Here is a 19,800-nt window from a genome sequence, read left to right on the forward strand (position 1 = left end):
GGAGTTCCGGTTCGGGGGCCGTCAGGACCACCGGGGCGGTCTCCGCCGGTCGCGCGTCGGGAGGGGCGGGGGCCGGGGCGTCAAGGGGTGCTGCGACGGTCTCCAGGACTGTTGCGGGGGCGGGCGTTGGGGCAGGGGCGGGGATCGGGGCCAAGGCGGCTGTGTGCGCCGGGGCGGGGGTGGTCAGGGTGTGGAACTGGCGCAGGAACTGGGGGCCGACGTGTCCCCAGCCGAGGAGCAGGATCGGGGCGACGGCATCGACGGCGGCGCGGCCCCACAGGCTCAGGATCAGCGGTTCGGCGATGTTCAGGCCCAGGGTGAGCAGGCCGCACAGGTGCATCAGGCGCGTTCCCGCCCTCAGCTCACTGGCGGGCACGCCGCGCAGTGACAGGTAGCGCAGGGCCACCAGGAGCCCGACGACCGACAGGTCCACCATCGGGGCCACCAGGGGGGCGACCGACCGGGAGACGCCCAGGCGCAGGGCCAGCGCCCAGACGTTGCCGAAGGAGAACACGAACGCCAGCAGGGCGATGGTAGCCATGACGGCGGTCACGGTGCGCTGCGTGAAACGGTCCTCACCCATCGGTTCAACTCTTTCCTTGTCGTGGTGTTGGGTGGGGGTCAGGCCAAGGTGTCGGTGGTCATGTCGGGGTCGTCGGCGAAGGAGGGCTTCCAGTCGATCGGGCCGGGGTAGCAGTCGAGGAACGCGGCCGGGTCCAAGGTCAGGTGCGATGTCGCTTCGGCGATCCGAGCGGCGTCGGCGTCCGAGACCTGCGGAGTACGCACGCGGGTGAAGCCCTCACGGCCCTGGAGGGACATGGACGCCACCCCCACATAGGCCGGGTCCTGGAGGTTGACCGGGTTGGCGTCGGGCCAGTTGCGGATGTCGTCGCCCAGTGCAGCCACGGCCGCTTCCGTCGTCTTCTGCGCGAAGGACAGCCCCAGCGCGCAGACGTCGCGGATGAACGTGGGGATGGCGTCGCCGGTCGCCTTCTGCGTGGTCAGGATGACCATCATCCCGACACTCCGACCCTTCTTGACCAGGTCTTCCACCAGGCGGGCGTTCTCAGCCGACAGCTTCGCGAGCTGCTTCGTCTCGGCGTCGTTGCCCTTGTAGTCCCGGAAGTAGGTGTGCGCCTCGTCAATGATCAGGATCGTCAGCGGCCAGATCTCGGAGGGGCCGCAGTTCCACATGTTCTTCGTGCCCAGCACGCCCCGGATCGCCGAGGAGCGCGAGCGCCGCAGCCGCACCAGCCGCTTGAACAGCTCGTTTGCCTCGCCCAGGTCGTCACCGGCGAACGCGAACAGCCGGGACCGCAGGTCTGCGTAGTCCCCTTCCTGCGAGGTGGACACCTTGCCGTCGGCAACGGCGAACTGCACCGCATCCGAGGGTCCGAAGTCGCAGATCAGCCGGTTCAGGGTCGAGGTCTTGCCGGTGCCGGGCAGGCCCGCGATGCAGACCCCCGCCACGTTCGCCAAAGACAGCACCACGTCATCGGCGTACTCGTCGATCCCCAGATCCCAGGCGGTGATGTCGTAAGGCGGGAAGCCGGTGGGCACGTGCATGGTCGGCAGCGTCAGCGGGTCCAGGCGCACGCCCCGCACCACCACCCGCCCCGGACCGTCGGGCAGGACCGACACGCGGGTGCAGCGCCAGGCGTCGGCCAGGAACCGCGCCGACTTCTGGAACTCCTCCAGTCCGACCTTGGGCAGGCACTTCGCCCGCACGATCACCCCGTACCGGTCGGGGATGACCTTGATCTTGGGGACCAGGACGCGCGGCGGGGGCGTCTCGCCCTTCTGCGCCAGCATTCCGGCGATCAGGGTCGGGGTCTTGTCGGTGACCGACAGGCCCGTCATCTTGGCGAGCCGATCCCAGCCGTAGCGCACCCGCATCGCCTGGCGGACGCTGGCACGGGTCTCGCGGTCGTAGCGCACATAGCGCACCAGTACGAACAGGAGCCACGCGGCGACGAGCACCGCCAGCACCAGGGGGATGTTCACGATCATGTCGCTCACCGCGTGTCCTTCGGGTCGTAGATGTCGATGGTGACCGGGGATTCCAGGTCCGCCAGGTCCCATGCGATGTCCGGGGGGAAGCCCGCCAGGAGCAGGCGCGCGGCAGGGGAGATGGTCAGGGTCAGGCGGGGCCCCGCCCCCCTGGAGGGGGGCGGGAACGCGGAGTCGTCTACCGGGTCTTTCACGCGACGAGGTCCAGGCGGGCCGCGCGGTAGGCGACGCCGTCGGACAGGTTGCCGTTGAAGATGCGGGCCCAGGGCGTTGCGAACAGGTCCACCGGGCGGACCATCACGCCCGGCTTCAGTCCCTCGGGGATGCCGGACTGCGCAACGGTGATCTTCAGGATCTCCGCGCGGCCCTCCTCCATGAGCATCACGGTGACCGTGTAGAGGTGTTCGCCGGTCTCGCGGTCGGTGGCGATCTCGCCCGTCTGCGGGTCCTTGATCTTCACCGTCGCGTCGGTGCCCGCCAGGTAGTTGGTGATGGGCAGTACTGCCACGCGGATGCGGGTCATGGACATGGTGTCGATCCCTTGTTTCGTGGGCCGCTTGTTCGGCCTGAGATGACCATACTGATACACCCGCACGGATGCAACAGTGATACGCATGGCTTCTCATGCACCTGCTTTAGTCGCACGGCTGCCAGAGTGAGACGCGGACATGCGCAGGTGTGTCATGCGATCGGGCGCGCCGCTACCCTTGGAAACATGACACTGCCGCTCGAAGAGGACCCCCGGCCGCCGTTCGTTCAGGCCGCCGAGGTCTTGCGCAACGCGATCTTGGAAGGTGAGTTCCAGCGCGGCGAGAAGCTCCCTTCCGCTCGCATGCTGCAAGGCCGCTTCGGCATTGCCAGCTCAACCGTGCAGAACGCCCTGCGCGTCCTGAAGGACGAGGGGCTTGTCTACTCGGTCATGGGTAGGGGCAGCTACGTCTGCGACTGGCTCAACGCTCCCGTCAAGCCACAGCCCGAGATCCGCAAACCGGACCGGACAGAGCGACCCGTCACACCACCGCAGGACCACCGGCCGCCCTACATCCAGACTGCGGACGCACTGCGAAAGCAGATCCAGGACGGCGACCTAAGCCCAGGGGCCCAACTCCCGTCCGCGCGTGAACTCCAAGAGCAGTTCGGCATCGCAAGCGCCACGGCGCAGAACGCGCTGCGTGTGCTCAAGGAGGAGGGGTTGATCTACTCGATCCAGGGCCGAGGTGTCTTCGTTCGCAAGATCAGCAGCACCCGCGAGGCAATCAAGCATTGGGATAGAAGCGCTGAACGTGTGATGGCCAGGGCACGCGCCGAAAAGGAAATGGTCGACCAGAGCGGTAAGAGCGATGAGGAGGTGGCCGCAGAGGTCGAGCAGGCAAAGGCTCGACTGGCGAAGGCCCGCGCCGACCTCGACGCCGTCATGGGTCAGCTCAGCGTGCTGGTCGAAGACCAGAAGCGCCGCAAGCGCCTTCGGGGTGAACGCTCCCCTGAAGACAACGCGAAGGCCGCCCAGGAACTCCGCGATCGACTCAACAAGCCGAAGTACAGCTGAGCGGGCGATCCCACGACAGCAGCGCCCGAGCTGTTCAAAGTTTCTTTACTGGATCAAGGCGGCCCGCTGTCGCGGGCCGCGCGCGCCCGGCTTCCGGGCCGCCGCACGCTCAAGGCGTTCCGCCCCGCTTAGCGGCTGCCCTGCGTCCGGGCGCGCACCATCGGCGACCCATGGATCACATCGCCTCACGTCAATACAGCCCTCACTCCGAGGGACCAGGGGGCCGAGCACACGCGCGCCGTCGTCGTGGTGAGAGGTCGTCGGGTCGCGGGGCAGGTCCCTCGCCGATCGGCCCCCGGAGGCGTACCAGGAACCTCCAGGGGCCGCCAAGGCCAAGCGCGAGCGTGCCGGGGGCAGCCTTGGCGGCCCCTGGAGAACCCTGGTGCGGCGAAGCTGCCCGACCGACGAGGGACCCACCCCGCTCAGGCCCGCAGCCTGCCGGTGCCCAGCCAAATCGGCCGGCCGCGAGCTCACCGGCCAAGCAGCACGAAGCCCCCCAGGGCCAACTAGCGGCACTGGGGGGCTCTGTGGCGATGAGGGCGCGTCAGGCGGTAGGGAACTCGCCCGCTGCTACCGCGCCGACGAAGGCCGCGAAGGCATCGGTGGTGAAGACGAGCGCCGGGCCTGCCGGGTCCTTCGAGTCTCGCACCGGGACGACGCCCGTGAACCCGTCGGCAACTTCGATGCAGTTGCCGTCGTTCCCGCCGCTGTATGTGGACTTGCGCCAAGACGCTGTACTCAGGTCGAGATCATTCTTCATGGTCGTATTCCTTCGCCGCCGAGCGGAGCAGGGCCAGGGACGCCTTCGGCGGCAACGCGGCGGCCCGTGCTAGATCGTAGGACGCGGTGCACCGCGCCACGACAGCAGGATCATCCAACAGCTGGCCACTGTGAGGACCCTCTATGTACGCGACTGGCGGGGCATCCTCGAACGTCATGAGGGTCATGCTGCCTTCCATCAGGGCGTGCGCTCCACTGGAATACGGCATGACCTGGACCAGCACCTTCGCCCGTTCGACAAGCGAGACAATATGGCGGAGCTGCGCGCCCAAGATGTTCGAGTCTCCAACCGTACGGCGCAGAACGGATTCGTCCATGATCGCCCACAACAGGGGCGCTGTTGTGGCATCCAGGGCGCGGGCACGATCCATGCGGACCTGAACCCTGGTCTCCGTCTCTTCTGGGCTTCGGAAGGGCTGTGCCGCCTGGAAGACGGCGCGCGCGTAGTCGGCGGTCTGGAGCAGCCCAGGAACGAGGATGGCGCTGTACTCGGTGAGCGTGACGGCAAGGGGCTGGAGTTCCGCGACGGAAGCGAAGTAGTCGGCATACGGGCTGCTGTTGACCAGCTCTTCGCACAGGTGTTCAAAAAGTCCGTCGGTCGTAAGCGTCGTGTCGAACCGTCGGGCTAGGTCGAGCTGTGGTTTGCGGAGCGCACTCTCAAACTGGCCGATGTACGAGCCAGAACAGAACACGAGTTCGCCTAAAGCCTCTTGGGTGAGCCCTGCGCGCTCCCGTTGCCGCTTCAACTCCGCCCCGAAGAAGCGCCATCCGACCCGCGCACCACTGGCTCCCCTGGCTGGCACCTCGTTCGGCATCGTGCAAGACCCCCGCTCTACAGCGCTGTTGTAATGCCCCTACCCATACCGAGAGTAGCGCCGGACCGGTTGTCTGGTAACGAAGACGGCGGAGAGCGACGAACGGCGGATCATGGCCACTCAACCCACGGGTACCCCAAACCCACAGCAGCAAGCGGAACTTGCCCTCGCTGAGTTGAAGGACGCTCTGACGAGAGCAGGCATCACCCTGCCTTCGCTCGGAATCGACTACGTCCCAGCCATAGGCGGAATGATGCTCGTCTCGCTTGGACGAGCCCGCCCGGACGTGGTCCGGGAGCTTGCCGCCGTGATCCTCAAAGGGGCGGGGGAGTGACCGCCATGGAAGCGGAAGCCCCTACCTACGCCGTGGGTGACCTCGTTCACGACACGAGGCGCGACCGCATCGGCACCTTCCAGGGGACATGGAGCGGACGTGTCTACCTACGCCCTGTGTCCGGCGGTAGCGAGTGGGACGCCCGGCCGGACGAGGTTGAGCCCGCCGATGACAAGGACCGGCTTCGGGCACGCGTCGCCGAAGCCAACGAGGCATCACGTAGCGGGTGGCACTGATGGGCACCACGACGACGATGCGGTTCCGGAACTATGAGATCAAGCCCGACGCTACCGGACAGGTCACGATCGGCATGGCCTGTGTCAGCGGAGACGACTGCACCGAGTCGTCAGGGCGGCAGACCGAGCCTGAGAAGGTCGGCAAGTGGGCAGCCCAGCACATGCAAGACACTGGCCACACCCGCTTCCAGCGGCGCTACTCGGACCGCGTCACGGTCGAGCTGGGGGAATGGCTGTGACCACGGCAACCCACCTCGTCATACCTGGAATCGCCTCATGGGCGCGCGGCGACGCGCCAGACCCGCCGACGACCGACGACGGCAACACCTGGACGCACGGCAAGTGCTGGTTGTACTGCCAGCAAGAGACGCGGGTGATGTGGATCGGACCTGCGACGGTCGCCGGTGCCAACGCTCCGATGTTCGCGTGTGCCGACTGTATCGGCCGACTTCATGACCTCGTTTGGGAGTCCACACGTCAAGCCGACCGGCTTGCCCGCCGTGCCGCCAGTCCCGCCCCCGCCGAAAGACCTGTAGAGCCGCCTGCCGACCGTTCCCGCTCCGGTCGGCACCGTGCGCGCTCCGGGCTCTTTCGACGCCCCTAAGCCCCCGCTCCGGCCATGTGTTCCCCCACCATGGACCGGAGCGGGTCCACCCATCAGCACCACGCCATCCGTAGGAGGAATGTTGAGCGTCACCACCGAAGAGGCCCAGGCCGGTTCGCCCGCTCCCTGGGGCATGAGCCGCTTGGCCCCGATGCGCAACGGCGAACCGTCGCTGTGGCAGTACGAGGGCATCGACCCGCAGACCCAGACCGGCCGATGGAGCGGCCCTGACGGGCAGAGCGGCCCGGCCGAGCTGGGCAAGCACGGCACATCCGTCAACACCTACCCGCCCACGTCGATCGGCAAGGACGGCAAGACCGACCCCGACAGCGGCCACGACGCCACCCAGGATTAGGAGGTAGGACCATGGACGGACGCCCGGTGCTCGTCGCAACCGAGTACGAAGACGCGACCGCCGATCTCGTCATAGCGGAGTTGAACCGTCGCCGGGTGCCCGTCCTACGGTTCGACCCCGGACGCGACTTCCCGCGCTCAGTGACGCTCTCCGCCCACACCGGCCTGAACGGGTGGGGTGGTCAACTGACGAGCGGAGAGCGAACTGCCGACCTCTCGCAGGTGCGGGCTCTGTACCACCGACGCCCCAACGCCTACGGCCAGGCCGAGGACGACCAGGGCGCGAGGTTCGCCGCCCAGGAGAACCGGCGCGGCCTGGGCGGGGTTCTCGCCGCGCTTCCGGGGTGCCTGTATCTCAGCCACCCCCAAGCCATCGCGCGCGCCGAGTACAAGCCCGCCCAACTGGCCGCAGCAGCCAGGTTGGGGCTCACCGTGCCGAGGACCCTGATCACTAATGATCCGGCCGAAGCGAAGTCCTTCGCAGCCGAGCAGCCGACGATCTACAAGCCCTTGCACGCCGCCGCCTACGAGGTGGACGGCGAACCCGCAGGCATTTGGGCCGCCCGCGTCGAGCCCGGGGAGATCACTGACGCGATCAGCCACAGCGCCCACCTGTTCCAAGCCCAGGTGGACAAGACGTCGGACGTGCGCGTGATCGTCGTCGGGGAGCAAGTCATGTGCGCCCGCATCATCTCCCCGCCCGGCGTCGTGGACTGGAGGGCCGAGTACCGGAGCCTCGCCTACGAGGCGATTGACTGCCCGCCGGAGATACGCGGCGCGCTGCTGGGCTTCGTCGCCGAGTTCGGGCTCAGCTTCGGCGCGTTCGACTTCGCCGTGACCGCAGACGGCACATGGTGGTTCCTGGAATGCAACCCCAACGGCCAGTGGGCATGGTTGGAATCGGCAGCAGCTCTGCCGATCACCGTGGCCATTGCAGACCTGTTGGAGATCGGAGAGACCAAGAGTGAGTAGCGAGAACTCGTCAGAAGCATCACGCGCCGGGCTCGCGCATCAGCTCACCGCGTCGGGAGTGCTGCACACTCCGGCGTGGGAGGCAGCCGTGATGTCCGTTCCCCGAGAAGCTTTCCTGTCCGATGGGTGGTTCGAGCACGAGGGCGGAGGCTGGTACCGGCCCGCGTTTCTCTCAGACTCTGCGGAACGGCTCGGTCGGGTCTACGAGGACGACACCTTGGTCACCCAATTGGCCGGCGCAGTCTTCCCCCGCCAGGTCGAGGGACGCATCACGCAGCACCCGTCCTCTTCGTCCACCCTTCCCAGCTTGGTCGTGCGGATGCTCGAAGCGCTCCAGGTGTCCCCCGGTGCCCGAGTCCTGGAAATCGGCACCGGCACCGGCTACTCCACCGCCATGCTGACGCACGTACTCGGCGACGAGCAGGTGACATCCATCGAGGTGGACAGGGACGTGTCCTCACGTGCCTCAGTGGCCCTCGCAGGGCTGGACTACTGGCCCACCCTGATCGTGGGGGACGGGCTTGTCGGCTACAAGGACGGCAGCCCGTATGACCGCGTGATCGCTACGTGCGGGGTGCACACGGTTCCGCCTGAGTGGATCGAGCAGACCCGCCCCGGAGGCGAAATCCTGGTGACGGTCTGCGGATGGATGAACGCCTCCGAACTCGTTCGCCTCACGGTGGCCGACGACGGCACAGCCAGCGGCCCGATTCTCGGCGGGCACGTCTCGTTCATGCTTGCTCGCCCGCACCAACCTCCGGCCCTCGGAATGCTCCCCGATCTCGACCAGGGCGACGCTACGCCAACGGCCATCGGCGCGAACCTGCTGGAATCGTGGACAGGCCGGTTCCTCGCTCAGTTCGCCGCCCCAAGAACCCAGCGCCTCACGCTCCCTCGGAACGGCAGGGACGAACACGTGTTCATCGATGTCGACGCCGGAGCATGGGCAGTCCTGTTCGAGGACCATGGCCAATGGATGGTGCGGCAGGGGGGGACAACCCGCCTGTGGGATTCGATCGCCGAGACGCTCACCAAATGGCACGCGGCAGGAGAGCCCCCAGCAGAACAGCTAAGCCTGCACGTCGGACCGCACGGGCAGCACATCACCTGGGACTGACAGGCGCACGGGCAGTCCCAAATGTGCCAGTATGAGATGCGGCCCCGGCTGGCCCTCCCCCCCGTGGGCTCGGCCGGGGCTTCCCTATGCCTATGACCATGCGGAAGCCGCAGCCGGACGGCGCAGAGAGCGCCGACGAGAGTAGGTGTGTGAGCGAGGCTTGACCGGTGTCAAGCAGAAACTGCTCGCGGCGCACCGGGCCGGGATCACGACCGTGATCATCCCGAAGCGCAATGAGCCCGACCTGGACGACGTGCCCGCCGAGATCCTGGAGAAGCTCGACGTCCACCCGGTCTCCGACGTCCGGCAGGTGCTGAAGCTGGCACTGGAGCCGGCGACGGCCGCGGTGCGGGTGCCCGTCGCGGCGTAGGACGGAAGCGGCGCACGGCGGAAGCAGTGCACGGCGGGACATGACGGTGGGGTGGAGCGGTCCGCGAAGGACCGTTCCACCCCACCGTCATCGTGGCATCGGGTGCCCCGTGTCACCCGTTGGCGAAGGCCTGCAGACGGTCGTAGGCCCCGTTGAAGCGGTCCTGGTCACCGGGGAAGACGCCGGCGTCGGAGTACTGCCAGATGGTGTGGAAGCCCCAGCCGGCCGGGAGGGTCCCGACGCTGGTGGAGTAGCGGGCTATCCACAGCGGGTTGTTGCCCGCGAAGGCGCCGCTGTTGCCGGTGCAGGAGGACCACCAGTTGGTGGAGGTGTAGATGGTCGGGTAGCGGCCGGTACGGGCGGCGTACTGGTTGCTGAAGGAGGCGATCCAGTTGACCATCCCGCCGGCGCTCAGGCCGTAACAGGTGGCGCCGTACGGGTTGTACTCGATGTCGAGCGCGCCCGGCAGCGTCTTGCCGTCACCGGACCAGCCGCCGCCGTGGTTGACGAAGTAGTCCGCCTGGGTGGCGCCGCTGGAGACGTTGGGCAGCGCGAAGTGGTACGAGCCGCGGATCATCCCGACGTTGTACGAGCCGTTGTACTGCTGGGCGAAGTAGGGATTGGTGTACGAGGTGCCCTCGGTGGCCTTGATGTAGGCGAACCGTCCGCCGTTGGACCACGCCGCCGACCAGTCGACGTTCCCCTGGTAGCCGCTGACGTCCATGCCCGGAGTCTGCGTGACCAGTGGGGTGATCACGTTTCCGGTGGCGCTGCCGCTCTCGTGGGCGCGGATGGTCGAGCCCATCCAGTCCAGTACCGGGTGGGTCATCGGACCGCTGCCGGCCGCCGGGCCGGCCGCGCTCGCGGCGTTCGGCATCGTGAATAGGAGGGCGAGGAGGGTGACGAGCAGCCCGGCCGCGAAGGCGGGCCGGGTGCCGAAGAATCCTGGTCTGTGCACGGCGGAATGGGCTCCGAAGGACATGAGTGCCTCCAGTGGGGGACGGGGCCTGACGCACACCATGGCTTTGGGATGGCCATGACAGGATGAAGGTAGGGGCGGAAACTACGCGCGTGGAAGAGCCTCCGGGAACCGCCGTTGGTCTACACCTACGAAATACTTGAGCAGCTGCGGGAACGACGATCGCTGAAAGAAACTTTCAGCCCCCTGAAAGCGGAGCGCTGTGGACGAGCAGATGGAAGCCCTGGAACGCGAGCTGACGGTGTTCTACCGGCGCGCCCGCGCGTCCTCCGGTGAGATGGCCCGGGAACTGCACCCGGAACTGGAGCCCGCGGCCTATGGACTCCTCGTCCGGCTCCAGGAATCCGAGCCCGAGCGCGCCACCGACCTCGCCGCGTACTTCGGCGTCGGCAAGGCCACCATGAGCCGGCAGCTGCGCGCGCTGGAGGAGCTGGGGCTCATCACCCGCGAGCCGGATCCGGCCGACGGCCGCGCCTTCCTTATGCGGATGACGGACGAGGGCCGCGAGCGCTTCTCGCGCGTGCGCGCGGCGCGGCGGTCCCGCTACGTCAGCCGGCTCGCCGCCTGGGACCGCGGCGAGGTCAGCGAACTGGCCCGGCTGCTGCACCGGCTGAACGAGCTTCAGGGCTCGGAGGACTGAGGGACGGGGCGGGACGGGGCGGGACGGGGCGTGTTCCGGGGTTTCGCCCGGACGGCGCCCGGGGCGTCAGAGCTCCACGAGGGCGGCCGTCGCGTCGTCGAAGGGCTTGCCGCGCGGGACGGCGCGGCCCTCGGGGTCGGCGGACTCCGCGGCGCGGACGCGCCGGATCAGCTCCTGTGGTCCCTGCTCGCGCAGCAGCGCGAAGGTCCCGGCCCAGTCGTCCGAGCGGAAGACCTCCACCAGCCGCGTCGCCCCGTCGCTCAGGGCCGCGAACGCGCGGACGCCGGAACGCGGTGTGCTGCCGGTGACCGCGCGGGACACCACCGAGGGATCGGCGGCGGCGGTGAAGAAGCCGCCCTCGGCATTGCGCAGGGCGGAAACGGCCCGGCCCTCGGCGACGAGCCGGTCGATGCGGTCGTCGAGAACCGGCGTGATCTTGCCGTCGGGGGCTTCGAGGAGCAGGACGGAATCGGAGAGCACCAGATGCTCCACGGTGTCCTGATTCCACCGGGTCGTGACCACGGTGGCCTGCGGAGTGAGCGGGTGAGAAAGATCACAGGTGTCGCTGTGCGCCGCCGCCGTTCGGTCAATTGCGGACGCCAAGCAGTCGGAGAGTGTCATGTCCGTTCGCGAAACGGACAGTTCGAGCAGTGCACCGCCGAGCCGGGCGACGAACCACGGTACCGAGTGGACGCAGTCGCCATTGCCGGGCCGCGGCGTCACGCCGTCCAGGAGCACCAACGTGCCACCCTGCCCGGAAGCGGGCAGGGCCAGCGAGAAGAAGTCCTCGTTGGGGCGTTCGGGGGTGCCGGGCTCGGTGCTGCTCTCGATGCGCATGCGACAAGTCTGCCGGACCGCCGTTCGAACCGTTTGGTCTGTACCTGGCGCCGTCCTTCGCATGTCCTGATACTGCTCCAATACCGCCTGACGTGGGGGGATCGGGTGCGGGCGGGCATCCTGCCAGGACGTGGGCGCGACGCCAAACCCACCCCGCTTTCACGGATTGAGACATTCCGCGCCGGACTTGTCCGTCAACTCATGCGTGCGATTCACTCGTTCGGGTGTCGGGGAGGGGGACGCGCGGCCCCGTCTACAACGGGCTGAGAAGGTCGGGCCCATTGACCAGGCGAGACGGGATTGCGAGCTCCGGTGCGAAGACGACGTGAAACGCGCGACGGGGTCCCCCCCGCGGTGGGCAAAGGACGGGTGCGCCGACGACTGCTGGGTGCCCTGTTGGTCTGTGCTGTCCTCCTACCGGCCGCGGCCGCGCCCGGCGTGGCAGCCGCCGTGGGCGATCTGTCCGACGCGCAGGACCAGGTGGGAAGCGCCGAGTTGGCCATCCGGGCCATCTCCCTGGCGCACTCGCTGGCCGATGAACGCGACGACATGGCCGCCTTCGTCGCGGGCGGCCGCTCCACCGCCCCCGGAACCGGCGCCCCCGGGCTGTCGGAATCGCAGCGCAACCGGGTGGACCGGCAGGCGCAGGGCGTCTCGGCGGACCCGGGCACCCGCGCCGATCTGCGCGATCTGCTGGCCACCCTCCCGCAGATCCGTCAGGACACGCTGACCGGCACCGGTACGCCGCAGGCCGTCGTGACCGCGTACGCCCCGCTCCTCGACGCGCTGGGCCGCGTCGCAGGACCGGTCGTCCCCCCGCTCAGCCGCGCCACCGCGCTGGCTGCCAAGGAGCGCGGGCTCCTGGTGAGCGCGCTCGTCGGGAGCGGCAGCCAGCGGCCGCTGGCCACCGATGCGCAGACCGCCGCCGTGCAGGAGCGGGCCGCACTCGCCGACTTCCGCGCCACAGCTCCCCAGGAACGGCGCGACCAGTACAACCAGACCGTCACCGGCGCGGACGTCTCCGAGGCCGAACGCGATATCCAGCTCCTCACCGACCAGCCGCAGTTGACCGGCGCCGACCGGGCGCTCGGCGCGGCCAAGGTGAAGGCCGCGCTCACCGCCCGGATCGGGCTGATGCGCAGCGTCGAATCCTCCCTCGCCACCGCCGGGGCCGACGCGGCGCGGGAGCGGCGCGACGACGCGGTGACCGCCCTCGAACTGCGCGTCGCCCTCACCGCGCTGTGCCTGATCATCACCGTCGGGATCCTGGTCTCCGCCGCCCGCTCCCTCACCCGGCCGCTCGCCGCGCTGCACCGCTTCGCGCAGGGCAGGACCGACGAGGCGCGGGTGGTCGGCATCGACGAGTTCGCGGCGGTCGCCCGCCGTATCAACGTGCTCGTCACGGAACTGCGCGCCGTACAGGCCAGGGGCCTGGAACTCGGCGCGGAGAACACCCGGCTGCTCGGGATCCGCGACGCGCTGGCCGCCGAGCGCGACAGCCTGCTGCGCCGGCGGGACGCGGCCGGCGCCAGGACCGGCACCGTCCAGTCCGGTGCGCACAGCACGTACGTCAACCTGTCGCTGCGCACCCTGGGCCTGGTCGAGCGGCAACTCGCCCTGATCGAGGGCCTGGAGGAACGCGAGCAGGACCCGGACCATCTGGAGACGCTCTTCCGGCTGGACCACCTCGCCACCCGGATGCGCCGCAACAGCGAGAACCTGCTGGTCCTCGCGGGCGCCGAACACGGCCACGGCGGGGTCACCGCCAAACCGGTGCCGCTGGTCGATGTGACCCGCGCCGCGATCTCCGAGATCGAGCGCTATGAGCGGGTACGGATCCAGGTCCTGCCCGGCGGGCACCTCGCCGGACACGCGGCCGACGACACCAGCCACCTCATCGCCGAACTGCTCGACAACGCCACCTCGTTCTCGCCGCCGCAGGCCGAGGTCCAGCTCTCCGGCTGGATGCTGGAGAACGGCGAGGTCATGATCTCCGTCGAGGACACCGGCATCGGCGCCCCGCCGGAACGGCTCGCCGAGCTGAACGCCCTGCTCACCGACCCCGAGCCGGCCGCGCCGGGCGACGCGACCGGCATGGGCCTGTACGTCGTTGCCCGCCTCGCCGCGCGGCACGGGATCCGCGTCCAGCTCCGCGAGCAGAAGCAGGGCGGCATCGCTGCCGTCGTCATCCTGCCCCGCCAACTGCTCGCCGTCATCCGGCCGGACGAGGCACCCTCCACCCCGGTGGAAGCCGCGATCGCGGGCGAACCGATGCCGGTGCCGGCGCCCGGGGTCTCCCCGGAAGCGCTTCCGGCGGGACCGGGCCCGGCGGCCGGTACGGATCGGGGAACCGGCGCGGAGCACACCCGCCCGGGGGAGGGCCGGTCCGACGGGAACGAGGCCCGGTCGCGCCACTCCCGGGCCGATGACACCGGCGTCCGGGTCCCCGCTCCCGCTCCCGAGCCGGAGCCGGAGCCGGCGCCCGAGGGGGAGGGCATCACCGGCAAGGGCCTGCCGCAGCGCGTGCCGCGCAGCAGCGGACTGACGGGGGAGCCGGCCGCGCGGCGGCCGGAGCGGACAGGACCGGTGGACGCGGAGGCGCTGCGGCGCAAGTTCGGCGGCCTCCAACAGGGGCTGCGGGAGGGACGGCGGGTCGCCGAACAGGAGACTGGAGCGGCAGAACCGGGGAACGCAGGACCAACGGGGGAAACAGGCGCAGCTGAAACCGTCGAGGAGGCGAGCCGTTGAACGCGGCGAGTACAGACACGAAGGACCTGAGCCATGAAGCCCGCAATCTGCGGTGGTTGCTGAGCAACTTCGTCGAGGAAGTGCCGGGTGTCCACTCGGTCGCCGTGGTCTCCTCCGACGGACTGCTGCTGATCACCTCCGACCCGGACTCCGACCCGGACCCGGGTTCCGGCCCGGCCCCGGGGGCCGCCGGGCGGAAGCCGCCGGCCGGCCCCGCGGACTCCCGCGCGGACCTCGCCACCGTCGTCTCCGGCCTGGCCTCCCTCACCGACGGCGCGGCGCGCCTGATGGACGGCGGCAGGGTCCGGCAGACCGCCGTCGCCATGGACGAGGGCAGTCTGTTCGTGATGGCGATCAGTGATGGATCACTGCTCGGCGTGCACGCCTCGGCGGACTGCGACATGAGCGTCGTCGGCTACCACATGGCCCTGTTCGTCGGCCGGGCCGGACACGTCCTCACCCCCGCGCTGCGCAGCGAGCTGCGCCGTACGCAGGAGACCGCCGGCACCGAGAGCGGGGGCGGTCGCTGATGTCCCTGCCCCAACGCGGCGCCGACCGCCGCACCGCCCGGGTCCGCCCGTACGCGCTGACCGGCGGGCGCACCCGCTTCGGTCATGTGCTGTTCGTCGAGACGTTCGTGGCGAGCATCGACGGACCGGAGCCGCAGTTCGTGCTGACCGCGGGCCGCTGGGCGGACCGTGTCATGCCGGAGATGCGCGCCATAGTGGAGCTGTGCCGCCGGATGCGCTCGGTGGCGGAGATCTCGGCGCTGCTGCGGATGCCGCTCGGCGTCGTCCGGGTGCTGCTCAGCGACCTGGCGGACCAGGGAAGGATTCGCGTCTTCGGGACCGGGCACGGCCCGGGAAGCCCGGATCGCGCGCTGCTCGAAAGGGTGCTCGGTGGACTTCGCAGGCTTTGAGGAGACCGGCCCCACGCAGGAGTGGCAGACGGACCGCGGGCGCGCCCCCGTCTCCACCAAGATCGTCGTCGCGGGCGGCTTCGGCGTGGGCAAGACGACGTTCGTCGGCGCGGTCTCGGAGATCACCCCGCTCACCACCGAGGCGGTGATGACGCGGGCCAGCGAGTCGGTCGACGACCTGGGTTCGACGCCGGACAAGACCACGACCACCGTGGCGATGGACTTCGGCCGGATCACCCTCGACCAGGACCTCGTCCTGTATGTCTTCGGCACGCCGGGCCAGCAGCGCTTCTGGTTCATGTGGGACGACCTGGTGCGCGGCGCGATCGGCGCGATCGTGCTGGCCGACACCCGCAGGCTGGCCGAGTGCTTTCCCGCGATCGACTACTTCGAGGGCTGCGGCCTGCCGTACATGGTCGCGGTCAACCAGTTCGAGGGCACCACGGTGTACACCGAGCAGGACGTCCGCGAGGCGCTCGCCGTACCCCCGCACATCCCGGTGTTGATCTGTGATGCCCGGAAGCGGTATTCGGTAGTGGAGGCACTCATGGCGCTGGTGGCGCACGCCCTGGCCGAACAGCCGCTCTGAGCGATACGTTCACATTTTTGACGAAAGCGTGACTCCCATAATGCGCAAGGTACTTATCGTCGGAGCCGGTCAGGCCGGGCTCCAACTGGCCCTGGGCCTGCAGGGCCGTGGCTATGAGGTCACCCTCATGTCCAACCGGACGGCCGACGAGATACGTGACGGCCGGGTGATGTCCACCCAGTGCATGTTCGACACGGCGCTGCAGCACGAGCGCGACCTCGGCATCAACTTCTGGGAGGAGCAGGCCCCGCGCATCGAGGGCCTCGGTGTCTCGGTCGCCGCCCCGGACGCGTCGCGTCCCATCGACTGGGTCGGCCGGCTCGACGGTTATGCGCAGTCCGTCGACCAGCGGGTGAAGATGGCCGGCTGGATGGAGACCTTCGCCGAACGCGGCGGCAAGCTCATCATCCACGGTGTATCCGTCTCCGACCTCGACTACTTCTCGCGGGCCTACGATCTGGTGCTCGTCGCCGCCGGCAAGGGCGAGCTGGTCTCCATGTTCCGCCGCGACGCGTCCCGTTCACCCTACGAGGCCCCGCAGCGCGCACTGGCGGTCTCCTATGTGCACGGCCTCGGCCCGCGTCCCGAGCACCCCGACTACCTGGCGGTGCGGTGCAACCTGGTGCCGGGCGTCGGTGAACTCTTCGTCATGCCGACCTTCACCACCTCGGGCCCGGCCGACATCCTCTTCTGGGAGGGCATCCCGGGCGGCTCCCTCGACGTCTTCCAGGGCGTCAAGGACCCCGGGGAGCATCTGCGGCTCACCCTCGACCTGATGCGGCAGTTCACGCCCTGGGAGTACGACCGGGCCCGCGCGGTGGAGCTCACCGACGCGAACGGCACCCTCGCCGGCCGCTACGCCCCCACCGTCCGCCAGGGCGTCGCGGAGCTGCCGTCGGGCGGCCTCGTCCTCGGCGTCGCCGATGTTGTCGTGGCCAACGACCCCATCACCGGACAGGGCTCCAACAGCGCCGCCAAGTGCGCGGCCTCCTACCTGGAGAGCATCACCGAGCGCGGCGACCTGCCCTTCGACGGCGCGTGGATGCAGACCGCCTTCGACCGGTACTGGCAGCTCGCCGAGCCCGTCACCAAGTGGACGAACGCGATGCTGGGCCCGCCGCCCGAGCACGTTCTCCAGCTGATCGGCGCCGCGGGCGCGCTGCCGCCCGTCGCGCACCGCTTCGCCAACGGGTTCAACGACCCGGCCGACTTCGAGAACTGGTTCTTCGAGCCGGACCGGGCCGCGGCCTATCTCGGCGAGGTCCAGGGCGCGTAGTCAGGGCCGGACGGGCTGCATCAGCCCGTCCGGCACTTGAGCACACCGCACTAGCCGACGTTGTTGCCGCTGTCGGCGCCGCTGATGGGGGTCGCGCTGTCGGTCTTGGGCAGGGCCATCGGGACGTAATCCGGCATCGGGCCCTGGGACGAGTCGGGGCGGACCGCCCCGAGGATCGGGTTGGCCGCGATGGGGGAGACCTTCACGAAGGCACCCGGCCGGGGCGCCTGGATGACCAGGCCGTTGCCGATGTAGATGGCCACATGCGTGGCGCCGGCGAAGTAGACGACGAGGTCACCGGGGCGCAGCAGGCTCAGCGGCACCTTGGGCAGCTGCGCCCACTGCTCCTGGCTGGTGCGGGGGATGGTCTGCCCGGCGTGGGACCACGCCTGGGAGGTGAGCCCCGAGCAGTCGTAGGAGGCCGGTCCCTCAGCGCCCCAGATATACGGCTTTCCGAGCTGGAGGAACGCGTAACCGACCGCGCGGTTGCCCGCAGCGGAGGGCACCCGGCTGCCGGCACCGAGGGCCTTGGAGTCGAGGAAGTCCGCCTGGGCCTGGTTGATGCCCTGCTCCTCGAGCTTCTGCAGCTCCTCGAGCTGAACGCCTGTCAGGCCCGCGATGATCGTCTCGACGCGCTTGAGGTGTTCCTCGACCTTGGCCTTGGCGGCGCCCTGCTGGGTCTGCAGCACCTGGGCCTTGTCGAGCGCGACCTGGGCTCCGGCGTTGAGCACGGAGATCCGTGCCTCGCCGCTCTTCAGCCGCTCCAGGACGTCGGCCTGGTTGCCGGCGGCCCGCTGCAGCAGGTGCTTCTGGGCGAAGAGCCCCTGCGGGTCGTCCCCGACCAGGAGGTTGAGGTAGGGCGAGACTCCGCCGTCCTGGTACTGCCGGCGGGCGAGCAGCCCGATCTGGTCACGGCTCTCGGCGACCGCGACCCGCTGGTCGGCCAGCTGCTTGTCCAGCAGATCGGCCGCGGCGCGCTGCTTGGTCGCGGCCTCCTTGGCCTTGTTGAAGTCCTCGGTGGCCTGCTCGGTCTGCAGATACAGCGTCTGGAGCTGCTGCAGCAGCTGGGACAGCGGCTGTGACGGTGGGTCATGGGGCGCGGCGGCCGCCTGCTGGGCGGGGAGCGAGAGAGCGGCGGCCGCGAGGAGCGCGCCGCATATCACCGCTCGGTGGATCCACCCACGGTTCCGACGGGCCACTGACATCCCCTCACCTCCGGTTGCACAGCGGTGATCACCTGCTGCGTCAAGATCCTGTCACGAGTTGTCATATCTTCGACAGTGGGAATGGGCGAATCCGCTCAACCGGGTCACCCCCGCGGTGGCTCCCCGTCACCTGCTCAGCCCATCGGCAGGGCTGTCACCGTGTTCCCGTTCTGGACGAACAGGACGCTACCCCGGGCGGCGAGGCGCATGCCTCCGGCGCCGTCGGGCTTCACCCCGGGTGCGCGATATCTCCAGACCGCCTTATGGGTACGGAGGTCGAACGCCTCGACGCACGGCCGGTGGCCGGAGGTGAGCGCGTACAGCAGGCCGCCGTGCACGACCGGCGCGCAGCCCGTGGTCAGGGGCGCGGGCCCGCTCTCCCGCAGCGGGCCGCCGGTGCGGGCGTCGAGGGCGAGCACGCCCGAGGCCGGTCCGGTGGCGTAGAGGACGCCGTCGGCGATCACCGGGTCGCTGTAGGTCCGGCCGCCCGGGGCGTACCGCCAGGCGACCGCGCCGTCGGCCAGCGAGACGGCGGTGATCCCGCCGCCCGCCATGTAGGCGCGCGGACCCGCGACCGCCGGGCGCCCGTCGCCGGTGCCGGTCAGGGCGCGCGACCACTGCTGTTCACCGGTCCGCCGGTCGTACGAGGTGAGGGCGCGGCCGTCGCAGCACAGCAGGCGGTCGCCCGGCAGTACCGCCGCCGGCGCCTCGGAGGGACTGTGGCCCGCCGTCCGCCGCCACAGTTCACGGCGCGTCCTGAGGTCGTAGGCGAGCAGCAGAGCGGCGTAGTCGTCGTCGAGCGGATTGCCCTGGGACGCCGTCAGATACAGCGCGCCGCTGTCGGACGCCAGCAGCGCGTCCTGGGCGAACCGCAGGCCGCCGGTGGGTTCCAGGGTCCAGCGGACCCGGCCCTTCGCGGCCGGGTCGACCGCGCGCGGCGCCGCGGCGCCGACGGTGTAGGCCACATCCGCCAGCAGGCCGTCACCGGTGAGCAGCGGCGCGCCGTCGGGTTCGAAGCCCCCCGCGGTCCACAGCGGCTTGCCGGTGCGGGTGTCGAGGCCGATCAGGCCGTCGTAGCCCTTGAGGACGAGAAGGCCGTCGCTCACCGCCACCGGCGGGACGTCCACCAGCTCCGACGTGTCGTACGTCCACAGCGGGTTGGGTGCGGTGCCGGCCGGGTGGGTCCCCTTCGGGCGGTGCTGCGTGGACGGGCTGCCGGACGGGGACGGGTGACCCGCACCGGCGCCCGTGCCCGGCAGGAGGGGGGCGTTGCGCAGCCAGGCGATACCGGCCGCGCTCGCCATCGCGGCGCCGCCGAAGGACAGCGTCAGCAGAGCCCGGCGTGACATCCCGGCGGGCTTGTCCGACATGTGCGCGTGCTCCCTCTGCCTGGACCTGTCGAGGGAGACTACGACCGCCCCCGGCCGGAATCCAGTCCGGCCGGGGGGACGGCTGTGCGGCTACCGCCG

21 protein-coding genes and 1 pseudogene are annotated in these 19,800 nt (G+C 69.7%); 12 read left to right on the forward strand and 10 right to left on the reverse strand.

Translation table 11 applies throughout. From position 1 onward, the window contains the following. From QMK24_RS13455 to QMK24_RS13470, 4 genes are all read right to left on the reverse strand, one after another. On the reverse strand, nucleotides 1-583 hold a 583-nt coding region (locus QMK24_RS13455), incomplete at its 3' end, for a DUF2637 domain-containing protein (protein ID WP_283465917.1). Between the two features lie 38 nt (nucleotides 584-621). Continuing rightward, the gene (locus tag QMK24_RS13460) at nucleotides 622-2,010 is read right to left on the reverse strand and encodes an ATP-binding protein (protein WP_283466039.1); all 1,389 of its coding nucleotides are present in this window, start codon (nucleotides 2,008-2,010) and stop codon (nucleotides 622-624) included. Between the two features lie 5 nt (nucleotides 2,011-2,015). Then, the gene (locus QMK24_RS13465; protein ID WP_283465918.1) at nucleotides 2,016-2,204 is read right to left on the reverse strand and encodes a hypothetical protein; all 189 of its coding nucleotides are present in this window, start codon (nucleotides 2,202-2,204) and stop codon (nucleotides 2,016-2,018) included. Next, nucleotides 2,201-2,533 (reverse strand): SCO3933 family regulatory protein, encoded by a 333-nt coding sequence (locus QMK24_RS13470; RefSeq protein ID WP_283465920.1) that lies wholly within the window; start codon nucleotides 2,531-2,533, stop codon nucleotides 2,201-2,203. Before QMK24_RS13470 ends, QMK24_RS13465 begins: the two co-directional genes overlap by 4 nt. Nucleotides 2,534-2,725: 192 nt before the next feature. Between QMK24_RS13470 and QMK24_RS13475 the strand changes: the two genes are divergently transcribed. Next, a complete protein-coding gene (locus QMK24_RS13475) occupies nucleotides 2,726-3,556 on the forward strand; it encodes a GntR family transcriptional regulator (RefSeq protein ID WP_283465923.1) in 831 nt (276 codons plus the stop codon). Nucleotides 3,557-4,100: 544 nt separating this feature from the next. Here QMK24_RS13475 and QMK24_RS13480 read toward each other — a convergent pair. Both QMK24_RS13480 and QMK24_RS13485 read right to left on the reverse strand, forming a co-directional pair. Continuing rightward, the gene (locus QMK24_RS13480) at nucleotides 4,101-4,316 is read right to left on the reverse strand and encodes a DUF397 domain-containing protein (RefSeq protein WP_283465926.1); all 216 of its coding nucleotides are present in this window, start codon (nucleotides 4,314-4,316) and stop codon (nucleotides 4,101-4,103) included. Further along, entirely contained in the window at nucleotides 4,306-5,151 is an 846-nt protein-coding gene (locus tag QMK24_RS13485; RefSeq protein WP_283465928.1) for a helix-turn-helix domain-containing protein, read from the reverse strand. The genes QMK24_RS13480 and QMK24_RS13485 overlap by 11 nt, the downstream gene beginning before the upstream one ends. A 569-nt stretch (nucleotides 5,152-5,720) precedes the next feature. Between QMK24_RS13485 and QMK24_RS13490 the strand changes: the two genes are divergently transcribed. The 5 genes and pseudogenes from QMK24_RS13490 to QMK24_RS13510 all read left to right on the forward strand — a co-directional run. Beyond that, the gene (locus QMK24_RS13490; RefSeq protein WP_283465930.1) at nucleotides 5,721-5,960 is read left to right on the forward strand and encodes a DUF7848 domain-containing protein; all 240 of its coding nucleotides are present in this window, start codon (nucleotides 5,721-5,723) and stop codon (nucleotides 5,958-5,960) included. A 444-nt stretch (nucleotides 5,961-6,404) separates the two neighbouring features. Then, entirely contained in the window at nucleotides 6,405-6,680 is a 276-nt protein-coding gene (locus QMK24_RS13495; RefSeq protein WP_283465932.1) for a putative ATP-grasp-modified RiPP, read from the forward strand. An 11-nt stretch (nucleotides 6,681-6,691) separates the two neighbouring features. Further along, complete coding sequence (gene tgmB, locus QMK24_RS13500) at nucleotides 6,692-7,651, forward strand: ATP-grasp ribosomal peptide maturase (RefSeq protein WP_283465933.1); 960 nt, start codon at nucleotides 6,692-6,694, stop codon at nucleotides 7,649-7,651. Nucleotides 7,652-7,742: 91 nt separating this feature from the next. Beyond that, a complete protein-coding gene (gene tgmC, locus QMK24_RS13505; protein ID WP_502989144.1) occupies nucleotides 7,743-8,768 on the forward strand; it encodes an ATP-grasp peptide maturase system methyltransferase in 1,026 nt (341 codons plus the stop codon). Nucleotides 8,769-8,934: 166 nt separating this feature from the next. Further along, nucleotides 8,935-9,138 (forward strand): annotated as a pseudogene (locus tag QMK24_RS13510) (S16 family serine protease); the annotation flags it as partial. A 112-nt stretch (nucleotides 9,139-9,250) separates the two neighbouring features. On the opposite strand, the gene QMK24_RS13515 reads toward QMK24_RS13510, so the two are convergent. Next, a complete protein-coding gene (locus QMK24_RS13515) occupies nucleotides 9,251-10,120 on the reverse strand; it encodes a lysozyme (protein ID WP_283465935.1) in 870 nt (289 codons plus the stop codon). A 211-nt stretch (nucleotides 10,121-10,331) separates the two neighbouring features. Here QMK24_RS13515 and QMK24_RS13520 point away from each other — a divergent pair, with 211 nt between their 5' ends. Then, nucleotides 10,332-10,757, forward strand: a complete 426-nt coding sequence (locus QMK24_RS13520; protein ID WP_283466042.1) for a MarR family winged helix-turn-helix transcriptional regulator — start codon at nucleotides 10,332-10,334, stop codon at nucleotides 10,755-10,757. A 66-nt stretch (nucleotides 10,758-10,823) separates the two neighbouring features. Here the strand turns inward: QMK24_RS13520 and QMK24_RS13525 are convergent, their stop codons facing one another. Beyond that, a complete protein-coding gene (locus QMK24_RS13525; protein WP_283465936.1) occupies nucleotides 10,824-11,594 on the reverse strand; it encodes a hypothetical protein in 771 nt (256 codons plus the stop codon). Nucleotides 11,595-11,963: 369 nt separating this feature from the next. On the opposite strand from QMK24_RS13525, the gene QMK24_RS13530 reads away from it, so the two are divergent. Genes QMK24_RS13530 through QMK24_RS13550 form a run of 5 tightly spaced genes read left to right on the forward strand, consistent with a single transcriptional unit; the run spans nucleotide 11,964 to nucleotide 17,126 of the window. Continuing rightward, nucleotides 11,964-14,342: a nitrate- and nitrite sensing domain-containing protein gene (locus QMK24_RS13530; protein WP_283465938.1), complete on the forward strand. Its 2,379-nt coding sequence runs from the start codon at nucleotides 11,964-11,966 to the stop codon at nucleotides 14,340-14,342. Then, nucleotides 14,339-14,872: a roadblock/LC7 domain-containing protein gene (locus QMK24_RS13535; RefSeq protein ID WP_283465939.1), complete on the forward strand. Its 534-nt coding sequence runs from the start codon at nucleotides 14,339-14,341 to the stop codon at nucleotides 14,870-14,872. Before QMK24_RS13530 ends, QMK24_RS13535 begins: the two co-directional genes overlap by 4 nt. Continuing rightward, the gene (locus QMK24_RS13540; protein ID WP_283465941.1) at nucleotides 14,872-15,261 is read left to right on the forward strand and encodes a DUF742 domain-containing protein; all 390 of its coding nucleotides are present in this window, start codon (nucleotides 14,872-14,874) and stop codon (nucleotides 15,259-15,261) included. Before QMK24_RS13535 ends, QMK24_RS13540 begins: the two co-directional genes overlap by 1 nt. Beyond that, on the forward strand, nucleotides 15,242-15,850 hold the full coding sequence (locus QMK24_RS13545) for a GTP-binding protein (RefSeq protein WP_283465943.1): 609 nt from the start codon (nucleotides 15,242-15,244) through the stop codon (nucleotides 15,848-15,850). The genes QMK24_RS13540 and QMK24_RS13545 overlap by 20 nt, the downstream gene beginning before the upstream one ends. Nucleotides 15,851-15,890: 40 nt before the next feature. Beyond that, the gene (locus tag QMK24_RS13550; protein ID WP_283465945.1) at nucleotides 15,891-17,126 is read left to right on the forward strand and encodes a styrene monooxygenase/indole monooxygenase family protein; all 1,236 of its coding nucleotides are present in this window, start codon (nucleotides 15,891-15,893) and stop codon (nucleotides 17,124-17,126) included. Nucleotides 17,127-17,176: 50 nt separating this feature from the next. Here QMK24_RS13550 and QMK24_RS13555 read toward each other — a convergent pair whose 3' ends face one another. Then, nucleotides 17,177-18,289, reverse strand: a complete 1,113-nt coding sequence (locus QMK24_RS13555; RefSeq protein ID WP_283465947.1) for a C40 family peptidase — start codon at nucleotides 18,287-18,289, stop codon at nucleotides 17,177-17,179. A gap of 176 nt (nucleotides 18,290-18,465) precedes the next feature. Further along, the gene (locus QMK24_RS13560; protein WP_283465948.1) at nucleotides 18,466-19,701 is read right to left on the reverse strand and encodes a PQQ-binding-like beta-propeller repeat protein; all 1,236 of its coding nucleotides are present in this window, start codon (nucleotides 19,699-19,701) and stop codon (nucleotides 18,466-18,468) included. Nucleotides 19,702-19,800 lie beyond the last annotated feature (99 nt).

Source organism: Streptomyces sp. PH10-H1 (genome assembly GCF_030063355.1).
Lineage (GTDB): Bacteria > Actinomycetota > Actinomycetes > Streptomycetales > Streptomycetaceae > Actinacidiphila.